General features: G+C 59.3%; 14 protein-coding genes. 4 read left to right on the top strand and 10 right to left on the bottom strand.

Features of this window, described 5'->3' with window-relative positions; translation table 11 throughout:
* Positions 1 to 71: 71 nt before the first annotated feature.
* The 5 genes from carA to grpE form a co-directional block, all read right to left on the bottom strand.
* Positions 72 to 1,208 (bottom strand): glutamine-hydrolyzing carbamoyl-phosphate synthase small subunit, encoded by a 1,137-nt coding sequence (gene carA / locus AC1RR7_RS18985; RefSeq protein ID WP_096818820.1) that lies wholly within the window; start codon positions 1,206 to 1,208, stop codon positions 72 to 74.
* A 257-nt stretch (positions 1,209 to 1,465) separates the two neighbouring features.
* Positions 1,466 to 2,272 carry a 4-hydroxy-tetrahydrodipicolinate reductase gene (dapB, locus tag AC1RR7_RS18980; protein WP_493158172.1) on the bottom strand — a complete coding sequence of 269 codons (807 nt, stop codon included), beginning with the start codon at positions 2,270 to 2,272 and terminating at the stop codon, positions 1,466 to 1,468.
* Positions 2,273 to 2,281: 9 nt separating this feature from the next.
* Positions 2,282 to 3,406: a molecular chaperone DnaJ gene (gene dnaJ, locus AC1RR7_RS18975; protein WP_249485688.1), complete on the bottom strand. Its 1,125-nt coding sequence runs from the start codon at positions 3,404 to 3,406 to the stop codon at positions 2,282 to 2,284.
* Positions 3,407 to 3,702: 296 nt separating this feature from the next.
* Positions 3,703 to 5,619, bottom strand: a complete 1,917-nt coding sequence (dnaK, locus tag AC1RR7_RS18970) for a molecular chaperone DnaK (RefSeq protein WP_096818817.1) — start codon at positions 5,617 to 5,619, stop codon at positions 3,703 to 3,705.
* 102 nt (positions 5,620 to 5,721) lie between these two features.
* On the bottom strand, positions 5,722 to 6,291 hold the full coding sequence (grpE, locus tag AC1RR7_RS18965) for a nucleotide exchange factor GrpE (RefSeq protein ID WP_096818814.1): 570 nt from the start codon (positions 6,289 to 6,291) through the stop codon (positions 5,722 to 5,724).
* A 240-nt stretch (positions 6,292 to 6,531) separates the two neighbouring features.
* On the opposite strand from grpE, the gene recN reads away from it, so the two are divergent.
* Positions 6,532 to 8,205 (top strand): DNA repair protein RecN, encoded by a 1,674-nt coding sequence (gene recN / locus AC1RR7_RS18960; protein WP_493072649.1) that lies wholly within the window; start codon positions 6,532 to 6,534, stop codon positions 8,203 to 8,205.
* Between the two features lie 75 nt (positions 8,206 to 8,280).
* Here recN and fur read toward each other — a convergent pair whose 3' ends face one another.
* Entirely contained in the window at positions 8,281 to 8,685 is a 405-nt protein-coding gene (gene fur, locus AC1RR7_RS18955; RefSeq protein ID WP_064119476.1) for a ferric iron uptake transcriptional regulator, read from the bottom strand.
* A gap of 97 nt (positions 8,686 to 8,782) precedes the next feature.
* On the opposite strand from fur, the gene AC1RR7_RS18950 reads away from it, so the two are divergent.
* Complete coding sequence (locus tag AC1RR7_RS18950) at positions 8,783 to 9,310, top strand: outer membrane protein assembly factor BamE (RefSeq protein ID WP_096818809.1); 528 nt, start codon at positions 8,783 to 8,785, stop codon at positions 9,308 to 9,310.
* 60 nt (positions 9,311 to 9,370) lie between these two features.
* Here the strand turns inward: AC1RR7_RS18950 and AC1RR7_RS18945 are convergent, their stop codons facing one another.
* From AC1RR7_RS18945 to AC1RR7_RS18935, 3 genes are read right to left on the bottom strand one after another with little or no spacing between them, the layout of a single operon-like run.
* The gene (locus tag AC1RR7_RS18945; RefSeq protein WP_096818807.1) at positions 9,371 to 9,685 is read right to left on the bottom strand and encodes an RnfH family protein; all 315 of its coding nucleotides are present in this window, start codon (positions 9,683 to 9,685) and stop codon (positions 9,371 to 9,373) included.
* A complete protein-coding gene (locus AC1RR7_RS18940) occupies positions 9,678 to 10,112 on the bottom strand; it encodes a type II toxin-antitoxin system RatA family toxin (RefSeq protein ID WP_003221509.1) in 435 nt (144 codons plus the stop codon). Before AC1RR7_RS18940 ends, AC1RR7_RS18945 begins: the two co-directional genes overlap by 8 nt.
* Before the next feature lie 7 nt (positions 10,113 to 10,119).
* Entirely contained in the window at positions 10,120 to 11,523 is a 1,404-nt protein-coding gene (locus AC1RR7_RS18935; RefSeq protein WP_192559748.1) for a sodium-dependent transporter, read from the bottom strand.
* A 119-nt stretch (positions 11,524 to 11,642) separates the two neighbouring features.
* Here AC1RR7_RS18935 and smpB point away from each other — a divergent pair, with 119 nt between their 5' ends.
* Complete coding sequence (gene smpB / locus AC1RR7_RS18930; protein ID WP_007915208.1) at positions 11,643 to 12,125, top strand: SsrA-binding protein SmpB; 483 nt, start codon at positions 11,643 to 11,645, stop codon at positions 12,123 to 12,125.
* Between the two features lie 56 nt (positions 12,126 to 12,181).
* Here smpB and AC1RR7_RS18925 read toward each other — a convergent pair whose 3' ends face one another.
* Complete coding sequence (locus AC1RR7_RS18925) at positions 12,182 to 12,949, bottom strand: FCD domain-containing protein (protein WP_096818803.1); 768 nt, start codon at positions 12,947 to 12,949, stop codon at positions 12,182 to 12,184.
* Positions 12,950 to 13,210: 261 nt separating this feature from the next.
* Here AC1RR7_RS18925 and AC1RR7_RS18920 point away from each other — a divergent pair, with 261 nt between their 5' ends.
* Positions 13,211 to 14,905, top strand: a complete 1,695-nt coding sequence (locus tag AC1RR7_RS18920) for a lactate permease LctP family transporter (protein WP_493158170.1) — start codon at positions 13,211 to 13,213, stop codon at positions 14,903 to 14,905.
* Positions 14,906 to 14,993 lie beyond the last annotated feature (88 nt).

Here is a 14,993-nt window from a genome sequence, read left to right as displayed (position 1 = left end):
AAGTCCCGAGGGGGCCGCCGGTTTCGGGGCCGCCCTCGAGGGGCTTCTCGCTACAGTCTCAAGGCGAACGCTTAGCGTCGCTTGGCCATCTCGTTGATGAAGCGGTCAAACAGTGGCGCCACATCGTTCGGGCCCGGGCTCGCTTCAGGGTGACCCTGGAAGCTGAACGCGCTCTTGTCGGTGCGCTCGATGCCTTGCAGGGTGCCGTCGAACAGCGATTTGTGGATCGCGCGGACGTTGGCTGGCAGGGTCGCTTCATCAACCGCAAAACCGTGGTTCTGGCTGGTGATCATCACGACGCCCGTGTCCAGATCCTGTACCGGGTGGTTGGCACCGTGGTGGCCGTGGCCCATTTTCAGGGTCTTGGCGCCAGAGGCCAGAGCCAACAGCTGGTGACCGAGGCAGATACCGAAGACCGGAATTTCGGTTTCCAGCACTTCCTTGATCGCCTTGATCGCGTAGTCGCAAGGCTCCGGGTCACCAGGGCCGTTGGACAGGAACACGCCGTCCGGCTTCAGGGCCAGTACGTCGGCAGCCGGGGTTTGCGCCGGCACTACGGTGACGCGGCAGCCGCGCTCGACCAGCATGCGCAGGATGTTGACCTTGACGCCGTAGTCGTAGGCAACCACGTGGTAAGGCAACTCGGAGGCTTCGATGGTCGCGTGACTGTCGGTTTTCAGATCCCAGACAGTGGAGCGCCATTCGTATTGGGTCTTGGTGCTGACGACTTTCGCCAGGTCCATGCCCTTCAGGCCCGGGAAGCCTTGCGCGGCGGCAATGGCAGCGGCTTCGGAGATGTTGTCGCCGGCCATGATGCAGCCGTTCTGTGCGCCTTTTTCACGCAGGATGCGAGTCAGGCGACGGGTGTCGATACCAGCGATCGCCACAACATTGTTGGCTTTCAGGTAGTCGGACAGGGACATCGTGTTACGCCAGTTGCTCGCTACCAGCGGCAGGTCACGGATGACCAGGCCAGCGGACCAGACGCGGTCGGACTCGGCGTCTTCCGGCGTGGTGCCGGTGTTGCCGATGTGCGGGTAAGTCAGGGTAACGATCTGTTGGGCGTAGGAAGGATCGGTAAGGATTTCCTGATAGCCGGTCATTGCGGTGTTGAACACCACCTCACCAACGGTCTGACCGTCGGCTCCAATGGCTTCGCCGCGAAAAATGCTGCCATCAGCAAGGGCGAGTATGGCTGGCTTAGTCAAGAAGACCTCCCGTAAATAACGCATGAAAGGGCAATCGCAGGTTGTAAAAAAGCGGAGTGACGTATGGACACGTCACCCCGCTTCTTCACTGAATTATTCTGCGCGCTTTTAGTGGACACACTAAAGCTGTAGCTTACAGAAAAAGGGATTTTTGGTCTACCGCCAATGAGCCTGAAAGGCCGGAGAATGCGACAGGGTGTCGCCGGGCGGAGTAAAACCGGCACAAACAGGGCGTTTGCGCCGGGTTCAAGCAAGGCTCAACGCAAGTCGAGCACGTCCTGCATGTCATACAGACCGGGCTCGCGAGCATCCAGCCACAACGCTGCACGCACGGCACCCTTGGCGAACGTCATGCGGCTCGAAGCCTTGTGGGTGATCTCCAGACGCTCGCCTTCACAGGCGAACAGCACCGTGTGATCGCCCACGACATCACCACCGCGAACAGTGGCGAAACCGATGGTTTCACGCTCACGCATACCGGTGTGACCTTCACGACCATAGACCGCAACCTTCTGCAGATCACGATCCAGCGCACTGGCGATCACCTCGCCCATGCGCAGGGCGGTGCCCGACGGCGCATCGATCTTGTGACGGTGATGGGCTTCGATGATTTCGATGTCCGCATCATCACCCAGTACACGGGCTGCCATGTCGAGCAGTTTCAGCGACAGGTTGACGCCAACACTGAAGTTGGCCGCGAACACGATCGGAATATCCTTGCCCGCCTCGGCCAGCAACTGCTTCTGGGCAGCATCCAGACCGGTGGTGCCGATCACCATGGCTTTACCGGCCTTACGGCAGAACGCCAGGTTTTTCAGCATGACTTCCGGCAGCGTGAAGTCGATCAACACATCGAACTCTTCCGCTACCGACTCCAGGTTACCGGACAGCGGCACGCCGATTCGGCCGAGCGAAGCCAGCTCACCGGCATCCACCCCGATCAGCGTACTGCCAGGGCGGACAATGGCGGCCGTCAAACCGGTCAGCGGCGCGCGCTGCTGCACGGCCTCGACCAGAATCTTGCCCATGCGCCCAGCAGCGCCCATCACAGCTATACGTCGCATGCCGACTCCTTACAGATCGCCGAAGAAGCGCTTCACGCCATCGAACCAACCGGTGGTTTTCGGCGAGTGGCTGTTGTCGTCCGCCAGGGAGCTGCGGAATTCTTCGAGCAACTCACGCTGACGACGATTCAGGTTGACCGGGGTCTCGACCGCTACACGGCACATCAGATCACCTGCACCGCCACCACGCACCGGCGCCACACCTTTGCCACGCACACGGAATTGCTTGCCGGTCTGAGTCCCCTCAGGGATCTTCAGCTTGACGCGACCGTCGAGGGTCGGAATTTCCAGCTCGCCACCCAGCGCCGCATCGACAAAGCTGATCGGCACTTCGCAGAACAGATGCTTGCCGTCACGCTGGAAGATCGCGTGCTCGCGCACATTGATCACAACGTAAAGGTCGCCAGTCGGCCCACCCTGAGTACCCGCCTCGCCTTCGCCGGACAGACGAATGCGGTCACCGGTATCAACACCGGCTGGCACTTTGACAGAGAGGGTTTTGTACTCTTCGACGCGACCGTCACCGTGGCAGGAGTCGCACGGGTCGGAAATGATCTTGCCCTGGCCATGGCAGCGCGGGCAGGTCTGTTGTACGGAGAAGAAGCCCTGCTGCATGCGCACCTGGCCGATGCCGCCGCACGTCGGGCACGTCGATGGCGACGAACCCTTCTTGGCGCCCGAACCATCGCACGGCTTGCAGTTGACCAGTGTCGGAACGCGGATATTCACGGTTGTACCGCGCACCGCTTCTTCCAGGTTCAGCTCCAGGGTGTAGCGCAAATCGCTACCGCGCTGGGCGCCGCCACGGGAACCGCCGCGACCGCCACCGAAGAAGTCACTGAAGACATCGCCGAAGATGTCAGAGAAGTTCTGACCGCCAAAGCCTGCACCGCCGCCGCCCATGCTCGGGTCGACGCCGGCATGGCCGTACTGATCGTACGCCGCACGCTTGCTGGAATCGGACAATACTTCGTAGGCCTCGTTGGCCTCTTTGAACAGTTCTTCCGATGCTTTGTCATCGGGATTACGGTCCGGGTGATGCTTCATCGCCAGACGGCGATAGGCCTTCTTCAGGTCTGCGTCGCTTGAGCCACGCTCAACACCCAACACTTCGTAATAGTCACGCTTTGCCATAAGTCTTTGCACTCTTAAGGACGTTCGGCAAACCCCTCCTGAGCTTCGCCAAACTCGTTGAGCCCCAATACAGGCCCGGACCCAACTCACGTCAATTCAACGATCCTGGTCTTTGATTCATGCGGCACTTTCAGCTCGAAAAGCAGGAGCATTTCCGGCCATGCCACCAACACACGAAGCTTGTCGCATGCTGTAAAAATTCGCGTATTCCAGATACGCCAACGCGGGAGCAAGCTCCCGCGCGGCGACATCCTACCAGTCAGTGCCCAAAGGCAGTCAACCGGCCGACCAACAACTTACTTGTGGTCTTTGACTTCTTCGAACTCGGCATCGACAACATCGTCAGCCTTTTCAGCTTTCTCTGCGTGCGGTGCCGCGCCTTCAGCAGGCTGAGCCTGTTCGGCGTACATCTTCTGGGCAACCGGCGCGGAGACTTTCGACAGCTCTTCGATCTTCGCTTCGATGGCAGCCTTGTCGTCGCCTTTGACGGCAGCTTCCAGGGCAACCACGGCCGCTTCGATTGCAGTTTTCTCTTCTGCAGTCACTTTGTCGCCAGCGTCGGTGACCATTTTGCGAGTCGAGTGAACCAGCGCGTCACCCTGGTTACGGGCACCGGCCAGCTCTTCGAACTTGCGGTCTTCCTCAGCGTTCAGCTCGGCGTCGCGGACCATCTTCTGGATTTCTTCATCCGACAGACCGGAGTTGGCCTTGATGGTGATCTTCTGCTCTTTGCCGGTCGCCTTGTCTTTCGCGCCGACGTGCAGGATGCCGTTGGCGTCGATGTCGAAGGTCACTTCGATCTGTGGCACACCACGTGGCGCTGGTGGAATCTCGGCCAGGTCGAACTTGCCCAGGGACTTGTTCTGTGCAGCCTGCTTGCGCTCGCCTTGCAGGACGTGAATGGTCACGGCGCCCTGGTTGTCGTCGGCAGTCGAGAACACTTGCGATTTCTTGGTAGGAATCGTGGTGTTTTTCTCGATCAGCGCAGTCATCACGCCACCCATGGTTTCGATACCCAGGGTCAGCGGGCTGACGTCGAGCAGCAGAACGTCTTTCACGTCACCGGCCAGAACGGCGCCCTGGATCGCAGCACCCATGGCAACGGCTTCGTCCGGGTTGACGTCTTTACGAGCTTCTTTACCGAAGAAATCGGTCACCAGCTTCTGTACCAGCGGCATACGAGTCTGACCGCCGACCAGGATCACGTCGTTGATCGCGCCAACGTCGATACCGGCGTCTTTCATGGCGATGCGGCAAGGCTCGATGGTGCGCTGAACCAGGTCTTCAACCAGTGCTTCGAGCTTGGCACGCGAGATTTTCACGTTCAGGTGCTTAGGACCGGTGGCGTCTGCAGTGATGTACGGCAGGTTCACGTCGGTCGACTGAGCGGACGACAGCTCGATCTTGGCTTTTTCAGCGGCTTCTTTCAGGCGCTGCATGGCCAGCGGGTCACCCTTGAGGTTCATGCCGCTTTCTTTCTTGAATTCGTCAACGAGGTAGTCGATCAGACGAATGTCGAAGTCTTCACCGCCCAGGAACGTGTCACCGTTGGTGGCCAACACTTCGAACTGGTGCTCGCCGTCAACTTCAGCGATCTCGATCACGGATACGTCGAAAGTACCGCCACCCAGGTCGTAAACGATCACGGTGTGATCGCCCTTGGCCTTGTCCATGCCGTAAGCCAGAGCGGCTGCGGTTGGTTCGTTGATGATACGTTTTACGTCCAGACCGGCGATGCGGCCGGCGTCTTTGGTCGCCTGGCGCTGGCTGTCGTTGAAGTAGGCCGGAACGGTGATCACCGCTTCAGTCACAGCTTCGCCGAGGTAGTCTTCGGCGGTCTTCTTCATCTTCTTCAGAATTTCAGCCGAGATTTGTGGCGGCGCCATTTTCTGGCCGTTCACTTCAACCCACGCGTCGCCGTTGTCAGCTTTGGCGATCTTGTAAGGGACCATCTGAATGTCTTTCTGTACGACTTCTTCTTCGAAGCGACGACCGATCAGACGCTTTACCGCGTACAGGGTGTTGTGCGGGTTGGTCACTGCCTGACGCTTGGCGGACTGGCCGACCAGGATTTCGCCATCGTTGGCGTAAGCGATGATCGAAGGCGTGGTACGCGCGCCTTCGGCGTTCTCGATAACTTTGGCCTGGCCGTTTTCAAGAATGGAGACGCAGGAGTTGGTAGTCCCCAGGTCGATACCGATAATTTTGCCCATGTTAACTCTCCCGAAACTTTGGATTTGGTTGCCGCAGCGGTTGTGGCCAACTGCGGTAGCACTTAAACGCTTGACTTCTAAATGGGGGCCTTGCGGCTAATTTCAAGCCTTCTCGTCAATCGAAGGCGAAACGGGTGCTGGCGCCTTGCTGACCACGACCATCGCCGGACGCAGCAGGCGACCGTTGAGCTGGTAGCCCTTCTGGAACACCTTCAGAATGCTGTTCGGCTCCAGATCAGCACTTTCCTGCATGGCCATTGCCTGATGTTCCACCGCGTTGAACGGCTCGCCTTCCTGCGGGCTGACAGCTACAAGCTGATAACGCGCGAGGGTGTCGTGAAACATTTTCAGGGTCAGCTCGATGCCTTCGCGCATCGGACGGATGCTTTCGTCGTCCGGGTTCGACAGCTCGAGGCCGCGCTCCAGACTGTCGACGATCGGCAGCAGGTCGCCGGCGAATTTTTCCAGCGCAAACTTGTGAGCCTTTTCGACGTCCTGCTCGGCACGGCGGCGGACGTTCTGCAGATCGGCAGCTACGCGCAGAGATTGATCCTGCGCGGCGGCCAATTGCTCTTCGAGCACTTGTACACGGGTCGCCAGGTCATCACCCGCAGTCTCGGGCGCCTGATTGGCTTCTGCTTTTTGCGTATCTACTGTCTGTTCGTCAGCCATAGAATTCTCCTTTCAATAACGTCCGCGAGCTCGACTCGCGCTTCTGCCCCGGTATATGGGGCCGCAAAATCAGGCTTCAAGGGCTGACAATGATTAACCCTACAAAAAAGTGCTGCATTGTCATTCCCGGGCGCGATAAGCATTTGATCGGATCAAGCCAATCGAGCTAAGCGAGGGCATTGTCAGGCCGAAACAAAACACTGTATAAATAACCAGACCTAAAGCCTGGGAGCGGCCTTTATGCTGGTGCACCTGTCCGTACACAACTACGCCATCGTTGAACATCTCGATCTCGAACTCGATCGCGGGATGAGCGTGATTACCGGGGAAACCGGCGCCGGCAAGTCGATCATGCTCGACGCGCTGGGCCTGACCCTTGGCGATCGCGCCGACAGCGGCGTGGTTCGCCCGGGCGCCGACAAGGCCGATATCCTGGCGACCTTCGACCTGGCCGACATTCCCGAAGCCAGCGCCTGGCTGGCCGAGCGCGACCTGGAAATCGACGGCCCGTGCATCCTTCGCCGGGTCATCACCTCGGAAGGCCGCTCCCGTGGCTATATCAACGGCACGCCCTGCCCGCTCGGCGACCTCAAGGCCCTCGGAGAGCTGCTGATCGACATCCACAGCCAGCACGAACACCAATCCCTGCTCAAGACGGATACCCACCGTCGCCTGCTCGACGAATACGCCGGCGCCACCGATCTGGCCCGCCAGGTACAACTGGCCGCCCAGCGCTGGCGCCAGACCCGCCTGGAGCTGGAGCGCCTGTCCAACTCCGGTGACGAACAGCGCGCCCGTCATCAACTGCTCAGCTATCAGCTCGAAGAACTGGAGAACCTCGGTCTCGGCGAGAACGAACTGGAAGATCTGGAGCAGGAACACAAGAACCTGACCAACGCCGAAACCCTGCTGGGCATCTGCCGGCAAGTGGTCGAGCAGTGCAGTGAAAGTGACTCCGGCAATGTGCTGAATGCACTGACCGCCAGCCTCAATCGCCTGTCGAGCGTGAACAACTCGATCGGCGCTCTGGGCGAAGCCAGCAGCTTGCTGACCAGTGCGCAGATCCAGGTCGAAGAGGCCGTCGGCGAACTCAACCGCTTCCTCGACAACTTCGACGCCGATCCGGCGCGCCTGCAGTATCTGGAAGAGCGTCTGGACGCCATTTACACCCTGGCACGCAAGCACCGGATCCAGCCGACCGAAGTCGCCGAGATGCAGCAAAAACTGCTGGATGAAATCGAAACCCTCAACGCCAACGACGAATCCATCGAGCGTCTGGGCGAAGAACTTGCTTCGTATGCCCGTCATTATCAGGAAAAGGCCCGCGAACTGAGTGATCTGCGCCATCAGGCTGCAGGCAGTCTGGCCAGCGCGGTCGAACAGGAGATTCAACGCCTCGGCATGCCTGGCGGACGCTTCACCATCGAACTGCGTCCCAACGCCAGCGGCGAACTCCTGCCCAATGGCCTAGAACAGGTCGAACTGCTGGTCAGCGCCAACCCCGGCCAACCCTTGAAGGCCTTGGCCAAAGTGGCATCCGGCGGCGAACTCTCACGGATCAGCCTGGCGATTCAGGTCATCACCGCCCAGACCTCGCGCGTGCCGACCCTGGTATTCGACGAAGTGGACGTGGGCATCGGTGGTCCGACGGCCGAGATTGTCGGCCAGCTATTGCGGCGCCTGGGCGAACGCGGACAAGTACTGACCGTTACGCACTTGCCGCAAGTGGCCGCCCAGGGTCATCAGCATTTATTCGTGCACAAGGTGCGAGGCGAGCAGGCGACGCACACCGCCGTCTCGAAGCTGAGCAAAAATGACCGTATAGAAGAAGTCGCGAGGATGCTCGGCGGCATTGATCTGACCAAAGAGTCTCTGGCGCACGCCAAGAAGATGGTCGTTACCGCAAAGGCTTAAGCACGACAGAAAGCACGAAGGCGACCCTTGGGTCGCCTTCGTTCGTTTCGCGAACCTGAAATTCGCGCGACATGCTTACTTTTTCTTGCGGACGTACAGCACCAGGTTGTGATCTACCAACTCGACACCGTGCTCTTCGGCAATTGCCTTCTGGAGCTTTTCGATTTCGATGCTGACGAATTCGACAACCTCACCGGTTTCCACGTTGACCATATGGTCGTGGTGGCCACCGTCGGCCAATTCGAATACCGCGTGACCGCCATCGAAGTTATGACGGACCACGAGGCCAGCCGCTTCGAACTGGGTCAGAACACGGTAAACCGTGGCCAGACCGACGTCCTCGCCAGCTTCCATCAACGCCTTGTAGACGTCCTCGGCACTCATGTGACGCTGCTCGGTAGAGTCGAGCATTTGCAGGATCTTGACCCGTGGCAGGGTCACTTTGAGGCCGGCTTTGCGTAGTTCGCTATTTTCAACCATGGTCAGCTTTCTCGCGATGCTGCTTCGCAGCTTCTCTTAATGCGGGTATGATCGGCGTTTACGTTGTCCCAGCCAAGATAGTGGAAGTCGCCCACCGATGCAAAACACCAAGCTCTTGCTAACCAGTTTCACCTTTGTGGGACTGCTCGCACTCGCCGGTTGTTCATTCCCCGGGGTTTACAAAATCGACATCCAGCAGGGCAATGTCGTCACGCAGGACATGATAGACCAGTTACGCCCGGGAATGACCCGGCCGCAAGTACGGTTTATCATGGGCAACCCTCTGCTTGTCGACACGTTCCATGCCAATCGCTGGGATTATCTGTACAGCCTGCAACCTGGTGGCGGTGAACGCCAGCAGGAACGCATGAGTGTCATTTTCGACTCAAACGACCGCCTTGTCAGCCTGTCCGGTGACTTCATGCCGGGCGTGAGCCGTGACGAAGCCATTCTCGGCAAGGAAAGTGGCACTAACGTGACCGCTCCTGCTGAAAACGCCGAGAAGCCAAAACCGGAAAAACCGGTCAAGCCAGGTTCCTTGCTGGATCAGATCCAGAAGGACGTCGATGGTGTGGAAACCGTTCCGGTTCCGACACCAGAGCCGCTGGACACCTCGCCGCAATAATTTGCGACGCAATAAAAAACCCGGAAATTCCGGGTTTTTTATTGCCTGCAGATTGGCGCATCACTGATTTCTGGCTTTGGCCTCGGCAGCCTTGGCGGCCCGCAATCGGCGCACCTCTTTCGGATCAGCCAGCAGTGGTCGGTAGATTTCGAGGCGATCCCCCGCCTGAACAACCCGCACATCCGGATCGGCAACCACTTTGCCGAAAATCCCGACCGGGCAACCGGCCAGATCCAGTTCCGGAAACTCGGAATCAATGCCACTGGCCAACAGCGCAGTACGCACCGTCGCCCCCTCTGCCACGCTGATCGTGCGCAACACCTGACGATCAACCGCCGCGTACACCACTTCTATTTCGATCACCGGCTCAACCATGCATCTGCTTGGCGCGCTGGCAGAATGCATCCACCAGCGTGTTGGCAGCCTGATTGAACAGCGGCCCGAGCGTGGCGCGCACCAACGGGCCGGCATAATCGAAGGACAGATCGAGGCTGATCTTGCAGGCTTTCTCGTTCAACGCCTTGAACACCCAGACACCGTGCAACTGATTGAACGGACCTTCCTCGAGATTCATTTCGATCGATTGTCCCGGCACCAGGGTATTTCGTGTCACGAAGTGCTGACTGAGGCCGCCCTTGGCCACACCGACGCTGGCGCGCATGTGTTCAGGCGAGCTTTCCAGGACCTCTGCTGACGAGCACCACGGCAGGAACTCCGGATAACGCGCCACGTCATTGACCAGGTCATAGAGAAATTGCGCCGGGTAAGGCAGCAGCGCTGATCGTTGAATATGTGTCGTCATGTAAGCGTCACTTCCAGAGCTGGGTGGCAAATACTACAAGAATGCCGATGGGCGCCACATAGCGCATCAAGAACAGAGACAAGGCGAATAGCGCCGGGCTGCGAATCGACAATTCGTCGCGCACCGCGTCACGCCCCATCACCCATCCGGCAAACAGTACAAAGCACAGCCCGCCGAGCGGCAGCATGATCCGTGAGGTGAAGAAGTCGATCACACCAAAGAAGTCCAGACCGCCTGCGGCACCCCATTGGTAGAGATGGAACATTCCGCCTTCGTTCACGAAAAATTTCGCTTCCTTCCAGATATTGAAGGAGAACACCGTACCCAAGCCGACGAACCAGCAGATGAACGCCAACCAGAATGTCACCCAGGCACGACTGATTTTAGTCCGCTCGACCAGATAGGCGACCATCGGCTCCAGCAGGGAAATCGCCGAACTCCAGGCAGCAATGGCTACCAGAACGAAGAACACCACGCCCATCAACTGGCCGAAAAGCACATTACCGAAAGCAAATGGCAGGCTGACGAACATCAGCCCCGGGCCTTCGCTCGGGTTCAAACCGCCAGCGAACACAATCGGAAACAAGGCCAGACCGGCCACCAGCGAAACGAAGGTATCGAGCAGCGCCACACCCACAACGGTGCCGGACAGCGAGGCTTCCTTTGTCATGTAGGCGCCGTAGATCATGATCGAGCCCACGCCCACGCTCAGGGAGAAGAACGCGTGCCCCATGGCCGGCAGCAAGCCATCGAGGACTTTCTCCGGGTGGAAGTCGAACATGAAATGCACGCCCTCCATGAAGTGCCCGGTGGTCATGCTATAGCCCAGCAGGACGAGGACCATCACAAACAACAGCGGCATCATGATCCGCAGGCTGCGTTCAAGCCCGGCGACCACGCCTTTGGCGATCACCACCGCAGACAGCAGCATGAAAACCGTGTGCCACAGCGTGATACGCCAAGGGTCGGCGATGACATTGCCGAAATAGGCACCGACCTGATCGGCCGTCGCCCCCTGGAAATCCCCGCGCCCCATATCAATGATGTAATCCAGCGACCAGCCGCCGACCACACTGTAGAAAGACAGGATCAGCAACGCCGTGATCATCCCGGCGAACGCGCCCCACGACCACTTGCCCGAATGCCCGGCTTCGATCGCCAGCACCTTGAGGGCGTTGGCCGGACTCAGCCGCGCACGCCGGCCGATCAGGGTTTCCGCGAGCATCACCGGAATGCCGATCAGCGCGATGCAGGCCAGAAACATCAGCACAAAGGCGCCGCCACCGTAGACCCCGACCATGTAGGGGAACTTCCAGATGCTGCCCAAACCCACGGCCGAACCGGTCGCGGCGAATATGAAAACCCAGCGGCTAGCCCAACTGCCGTGGACAGAAACCTTGTCTGTCGACATCGTTTATCACGCCCAAGCGTTAGAAAAAGAGGCCGCATTGTCCGGGATTCACTCAACCTGCTCAAGCACGCAGCATCACCGTAGCCGACAGCCGTTTATCTCCATATAATGCCGCCCCTATGGCTAAACAGAAGAAACACCCAACAGGGACCATCGCGCAGAACAAAAAGGCGCGACACGATTACTTCATCGAGCACAAGTTCGAGGCTGGTCTGGTCCTGGCCGGCTGGGAAGTAAAAAGTCTGCGGGCAAGCAAGCTGCAACTGGTCGACAGTTACGTCCTGCTCAAGGATGGCGAAGCCTGGCTGCTTGGCAGCCACATCACGCCACTGATGACCGCCAGCACCCACGTCATCGCTGACCCGGTCCGCACCCGGAAGCTGCTGCTCAACCGGCGCGAGCTGGAGAAGCTGGCCGCCGCCGTGCAACAGAAGGGTTACGCCTGCGTATGCCTGTCCTGGTACTGGAGCAAGCACATGGTCAAGTGCGAGATCGCTCTGGGCAAGGGCAAGAAGGAATACGACAAGCGTGATACCGAGCGCGAACGCGATGCCGGTCGCGAGTTGCAGCGTGCGGTGCGCAACAAGGGCAAGGAAGACTGATTCTTCTGCCTGAATGACCATTCCCGCGCTCAGCGCGGGAATGGTCATGCCTGAACCTACATCCCTTTGCGCCGCTCGGCCCGAGCCACGCGCTGAACTTCCTGGCGCACCTCTTCCAGCACTTCCTGTACATACAGAATGTGTCGGCTGGAAACCTCTCGCGCCTGCTCTGCACGTCCTTCGATAATCGCCTGGTACAGTTCCCGGTGCTGAGTGATCAGCATGTCGCGGGTTTCCGTGCGCTGCTTGTACATGCCGCCGATATTGGTCACCACATTGCGCTTGAGCAGGTCGAACAGTCCGCGAATGGTGTGCAGCAACACCGCGTTATGACTGGCCTCGGCGATTGCCAGATGAAATTTCGCGTCCGCCGCCCCCTCCTCCGCCCGACTCACTTCGTCATGGCGCGAGTAGCAATCCTGTAGTTCTTCGAACGCCGCGGTCAGCCGCTCGCGATCCACATCGGTGGCGCGCAATGCCGCGTAATAGGCACACGATGCCTCCAGCGTGTGGCGAAATTCCAGCAGATCGCGCTGGGCCTCGGGATTACTTTCCAGCAGTTGCAGCAATGGGTCGCTGAAGGTCGAGCCCAGGCTTTCCACCACGTAATTGCCGCCGCCCTGCTTGCTGACCAGCAGCCCCTTGGCCGCCAGCTTCTGGATTGCCTCGCGCAACGAAGGCCGGGACACACCGAACTGCTCGGCCAATGTGCGCTCGGCCGGCAGGCGCTCGCCGGACTTCAATGTCCCCTCGAGGATCATCCCCTCAAGCCGCTCGACAATATCGTCAGACAAACGGCGCTGACGTATCTGATCAAACCCCATCACTCAATTCTCCACGATCCCGACCACTCGCCGGGCTCTCTATTCTGGCCTATCGGCGCCTTGCCGACACCTGCCAGATGAAACGCCCCGGACCGGATCAGATCGAGCCTGCACCGGTCATTCGACAAAAGTTTTAGGGCGGCAAATTGACACACCGACATCAAGGCTTTTACCCTAGCCAACAGCGATTGTAAATTGGTCTTACCAATTAACCAAGAACGCTGACAGTGCCTGACCAACAACAATTAGGGGCCACCCCATATGCAAACCTGGCAACAGTTCTACAGCCCGCTCGGCAGTCTCGGCGTGTCCGCACTCGCGGCCGTCATCCCCATCGTGTTCTTCTTCCTCGCCCTGGCGGTGTTCCGCCTCAAAGGCCATGTCGCCGGCAGCATCACGCTGGCCCTGGCGATCCTTGTGGCGATCTTTGCGTTCCAGATGCCGGTCGACATGGCGCTCGCCGCCGCTGGTTATGGTTTCGCCTATGGTCTGTGGCCGATTGCCTGGATCATTGTCGCGGCGGTGTTCTTGTACAAACTGACGGTCAAGAGCGGTCAGTTCGAAGTCATCCGCAGTTCGGTCCTGTCGATCACCGATGACCAGCGCTTGCAGGTGCTGCTGATCGGTTTCTGCTTCGGCGCCTTCCTCGAAGGTGCAGCCGGTTTCGGCGCGCCCGTGGCGATTACCGCTGCGCTGCTCGTAGGACTGGGCTTCAACCCGCTGTACGCCGCCGGCCTGTGCCTGATTGCTAACACCGCGCCAGTCGCGTTCGGCGCACTGGGGATTCCGATCATCGTCGCCGGGCAGGTCACCGGTATCGATGCGTTCAAGATTGGCGCCATGACCGGCCGCCAACTGCCGCTGCTGTCCCTGTTCGTGCCGTTCTGGCTGGTGTTCATGATGGACGGCCTGCGCGGCGTGCGTGAAACCTGGCCAGCGGCGCTGGTTGCCGGCCTGAGCTTTGCCGTGACCCAGTACTTCACCTCGAACTTTATCGGTCCGGAACTGCCGGACATCACCTCGGCCCTGGCCAGCCTGATCTCGCTGACCCTGTTCCTGAAAGTCTGGCAGCCAAAACGCACTGCGGGCGCACAGATCGCCGGCGCCACCTCGAACGTGGCGGTCACCGCCAGCGTCGGCGGTTTCGGCCAGAAACGCACCACCATCGCTTCGCCCTACAGCCTCGGGGAGATTTTCAAGGCCTGGTCGCCATTCCTGATCCTCACCGTGCTGGTCACCATCTGGACGCTCAAGCCGTTCAAGGCGATGTTCGCCGCTGGTGGCTCGATGTACGCCTGGGTGTTCAACTTCGCGATCCCGCACCTGGATCAACTGGTGATCAAGACTGCACCGATCGTCGCGACGCCGACAGCTATTCCGGCCGTGTTCAAACTTGACCCTATTTCCGCTACCGGCACGGCGATTTTCTTCTCGGCTCTGATCTCGATGATCATCCTGAAGATCAATTTCAAAATTGGTCTTACCACTCTGAAAGAGACTTTCTACGAACTGCGCTGGCCAATTCTGTCGATCGGCATGGTGCTGGCGTTCGCCTTCGTCACCAACTATTCCGGCATGTCTTCGACCATGGCCCTGGTGCTGGCGGCAACTGGCGCGGCATTCCCGTTCTTCTCGCCGTTCCTCGGCTGGCTCGGCGTGTTCCTGACCGGTTCCGATACCTCGTCCAACGCGCTGTTCAGTTCGCTGCAAGCGACCACCGCGCACCAGATCGGGGTCAACGACACCTTGCTGGTAGCGGCCAATACCAGCGGCGGCGTGACCGGCAAGATGATTTCTCCACAGTCGATTGCCGTGGCCTGCGCCGCGACCGGGCTGGTGGGCAAGGAATCCGATCTGTTCCGCTTCACCCTCAAGCACAGCCTATTCTTTGCAACGATTGTCGGCCTGATCACCCTGGCCCAGGCCTACTGGTTCACCGGCATGCTGGTGCATTAAGACCACAAGCGACATGGAAATAACCGACGTCGGTTCGTGATTCCGGCGTCAGCAATTCACAACCCGGTCTGTAAGGCTGCTGAAAGCA

The organism is Pseudomonas sp. GW821-FHT11G12 (assembly GCF_058808055.1).
This window is presented reverse-complemented; position numbering and strand designations above follow the sequence as displayed.

Coding starts and splice junctions, on each gene's coding strand:
- AC1RR7_RS18940 (WP_003221509.1), bottom strand. CDS start 10,112: ATGACGACACATATTCAACGATCAGCGCTGCTGCCTTACCCGGCGCAA.
- AC1RR7_RS18950 (WP_096818809.1), top strand. CDS start 8,783: ATGCAAAACACCAAGCTCTTGCTAACCAGTTTCACCTTTGTGGGACTG.
- AC1RR7_RS18935 (WP_192559748.1), bottom strand. CDS start 11,523: ATGTCGACAGACAAGGTTTCTGTCCACGGCAGTTGGGCTAGCCGCTGG.
- dapB (WP_493158172.1), bottom strand. CDS start 2,272: ATGCGACGTATAGCTGTGATGGGCGCTGCTGGGCGCATGGGCAAGATT.
- grpE (WP_096818814.1), bottom strand. CDS start 6,291: ATGGCTGACGAACAGACAGTAGATACGCAAAAAGCAGAAGCCAATCAG.
- AC1RR7_RS18920 (WP_493158170.1), top strand. CDS start 13,211: ATGCAAACCTGGCAACAGTTCTACAGCCCGCTCGGCAGTCTCGGCGTG.
- dnaK (WP_096818817.1), bottom strand. CDS start 5,619: ATGGGCAAAATTATCGGTATCGACCTGGGGACTACCAACTCCTGCGTC.
- fur (WP_064119476.1), bottom strand. CDS start 8,685: ATGGTTGAAAATAGCGAACTACGCAAAGCCGGCCTCAAAGTGACCCTG.
- dnaJ (WP_249485688.1), bottom strand. CDS start 3,406: ATGGCAAAGCGTGACTATTACGAAGTGTTGGGTGTTGAGCGTGGCTCA.
- smpB (WP_007915208.1), top strand. CDS start 11,643: ATGGCTAAACAGAAGAAACACCCAACAGGGACCATCGCGCAGAACAAA.
- AC1RR7_RS18925 (WP_096818803.1), bottom strand. CDS start 12,949: ATGGGGTTTGATCAGATACGTCAGCGCCGTTTGTCTGACGATATTGTC.
- recN (WP_493072649.1), top strand. CDS start 6,532: ATGCTGGTGCACCTGTCCGTACACAACTACGCCATCGTTGAACATCTC.
- AC1RR7_RS18945 (WP_096818807.1), bottom strand. CDS start 9,685: ATGGTTGAGCCGGTGATCGAAATAGAAGTGGTGTACGCGGCGGTTGAT.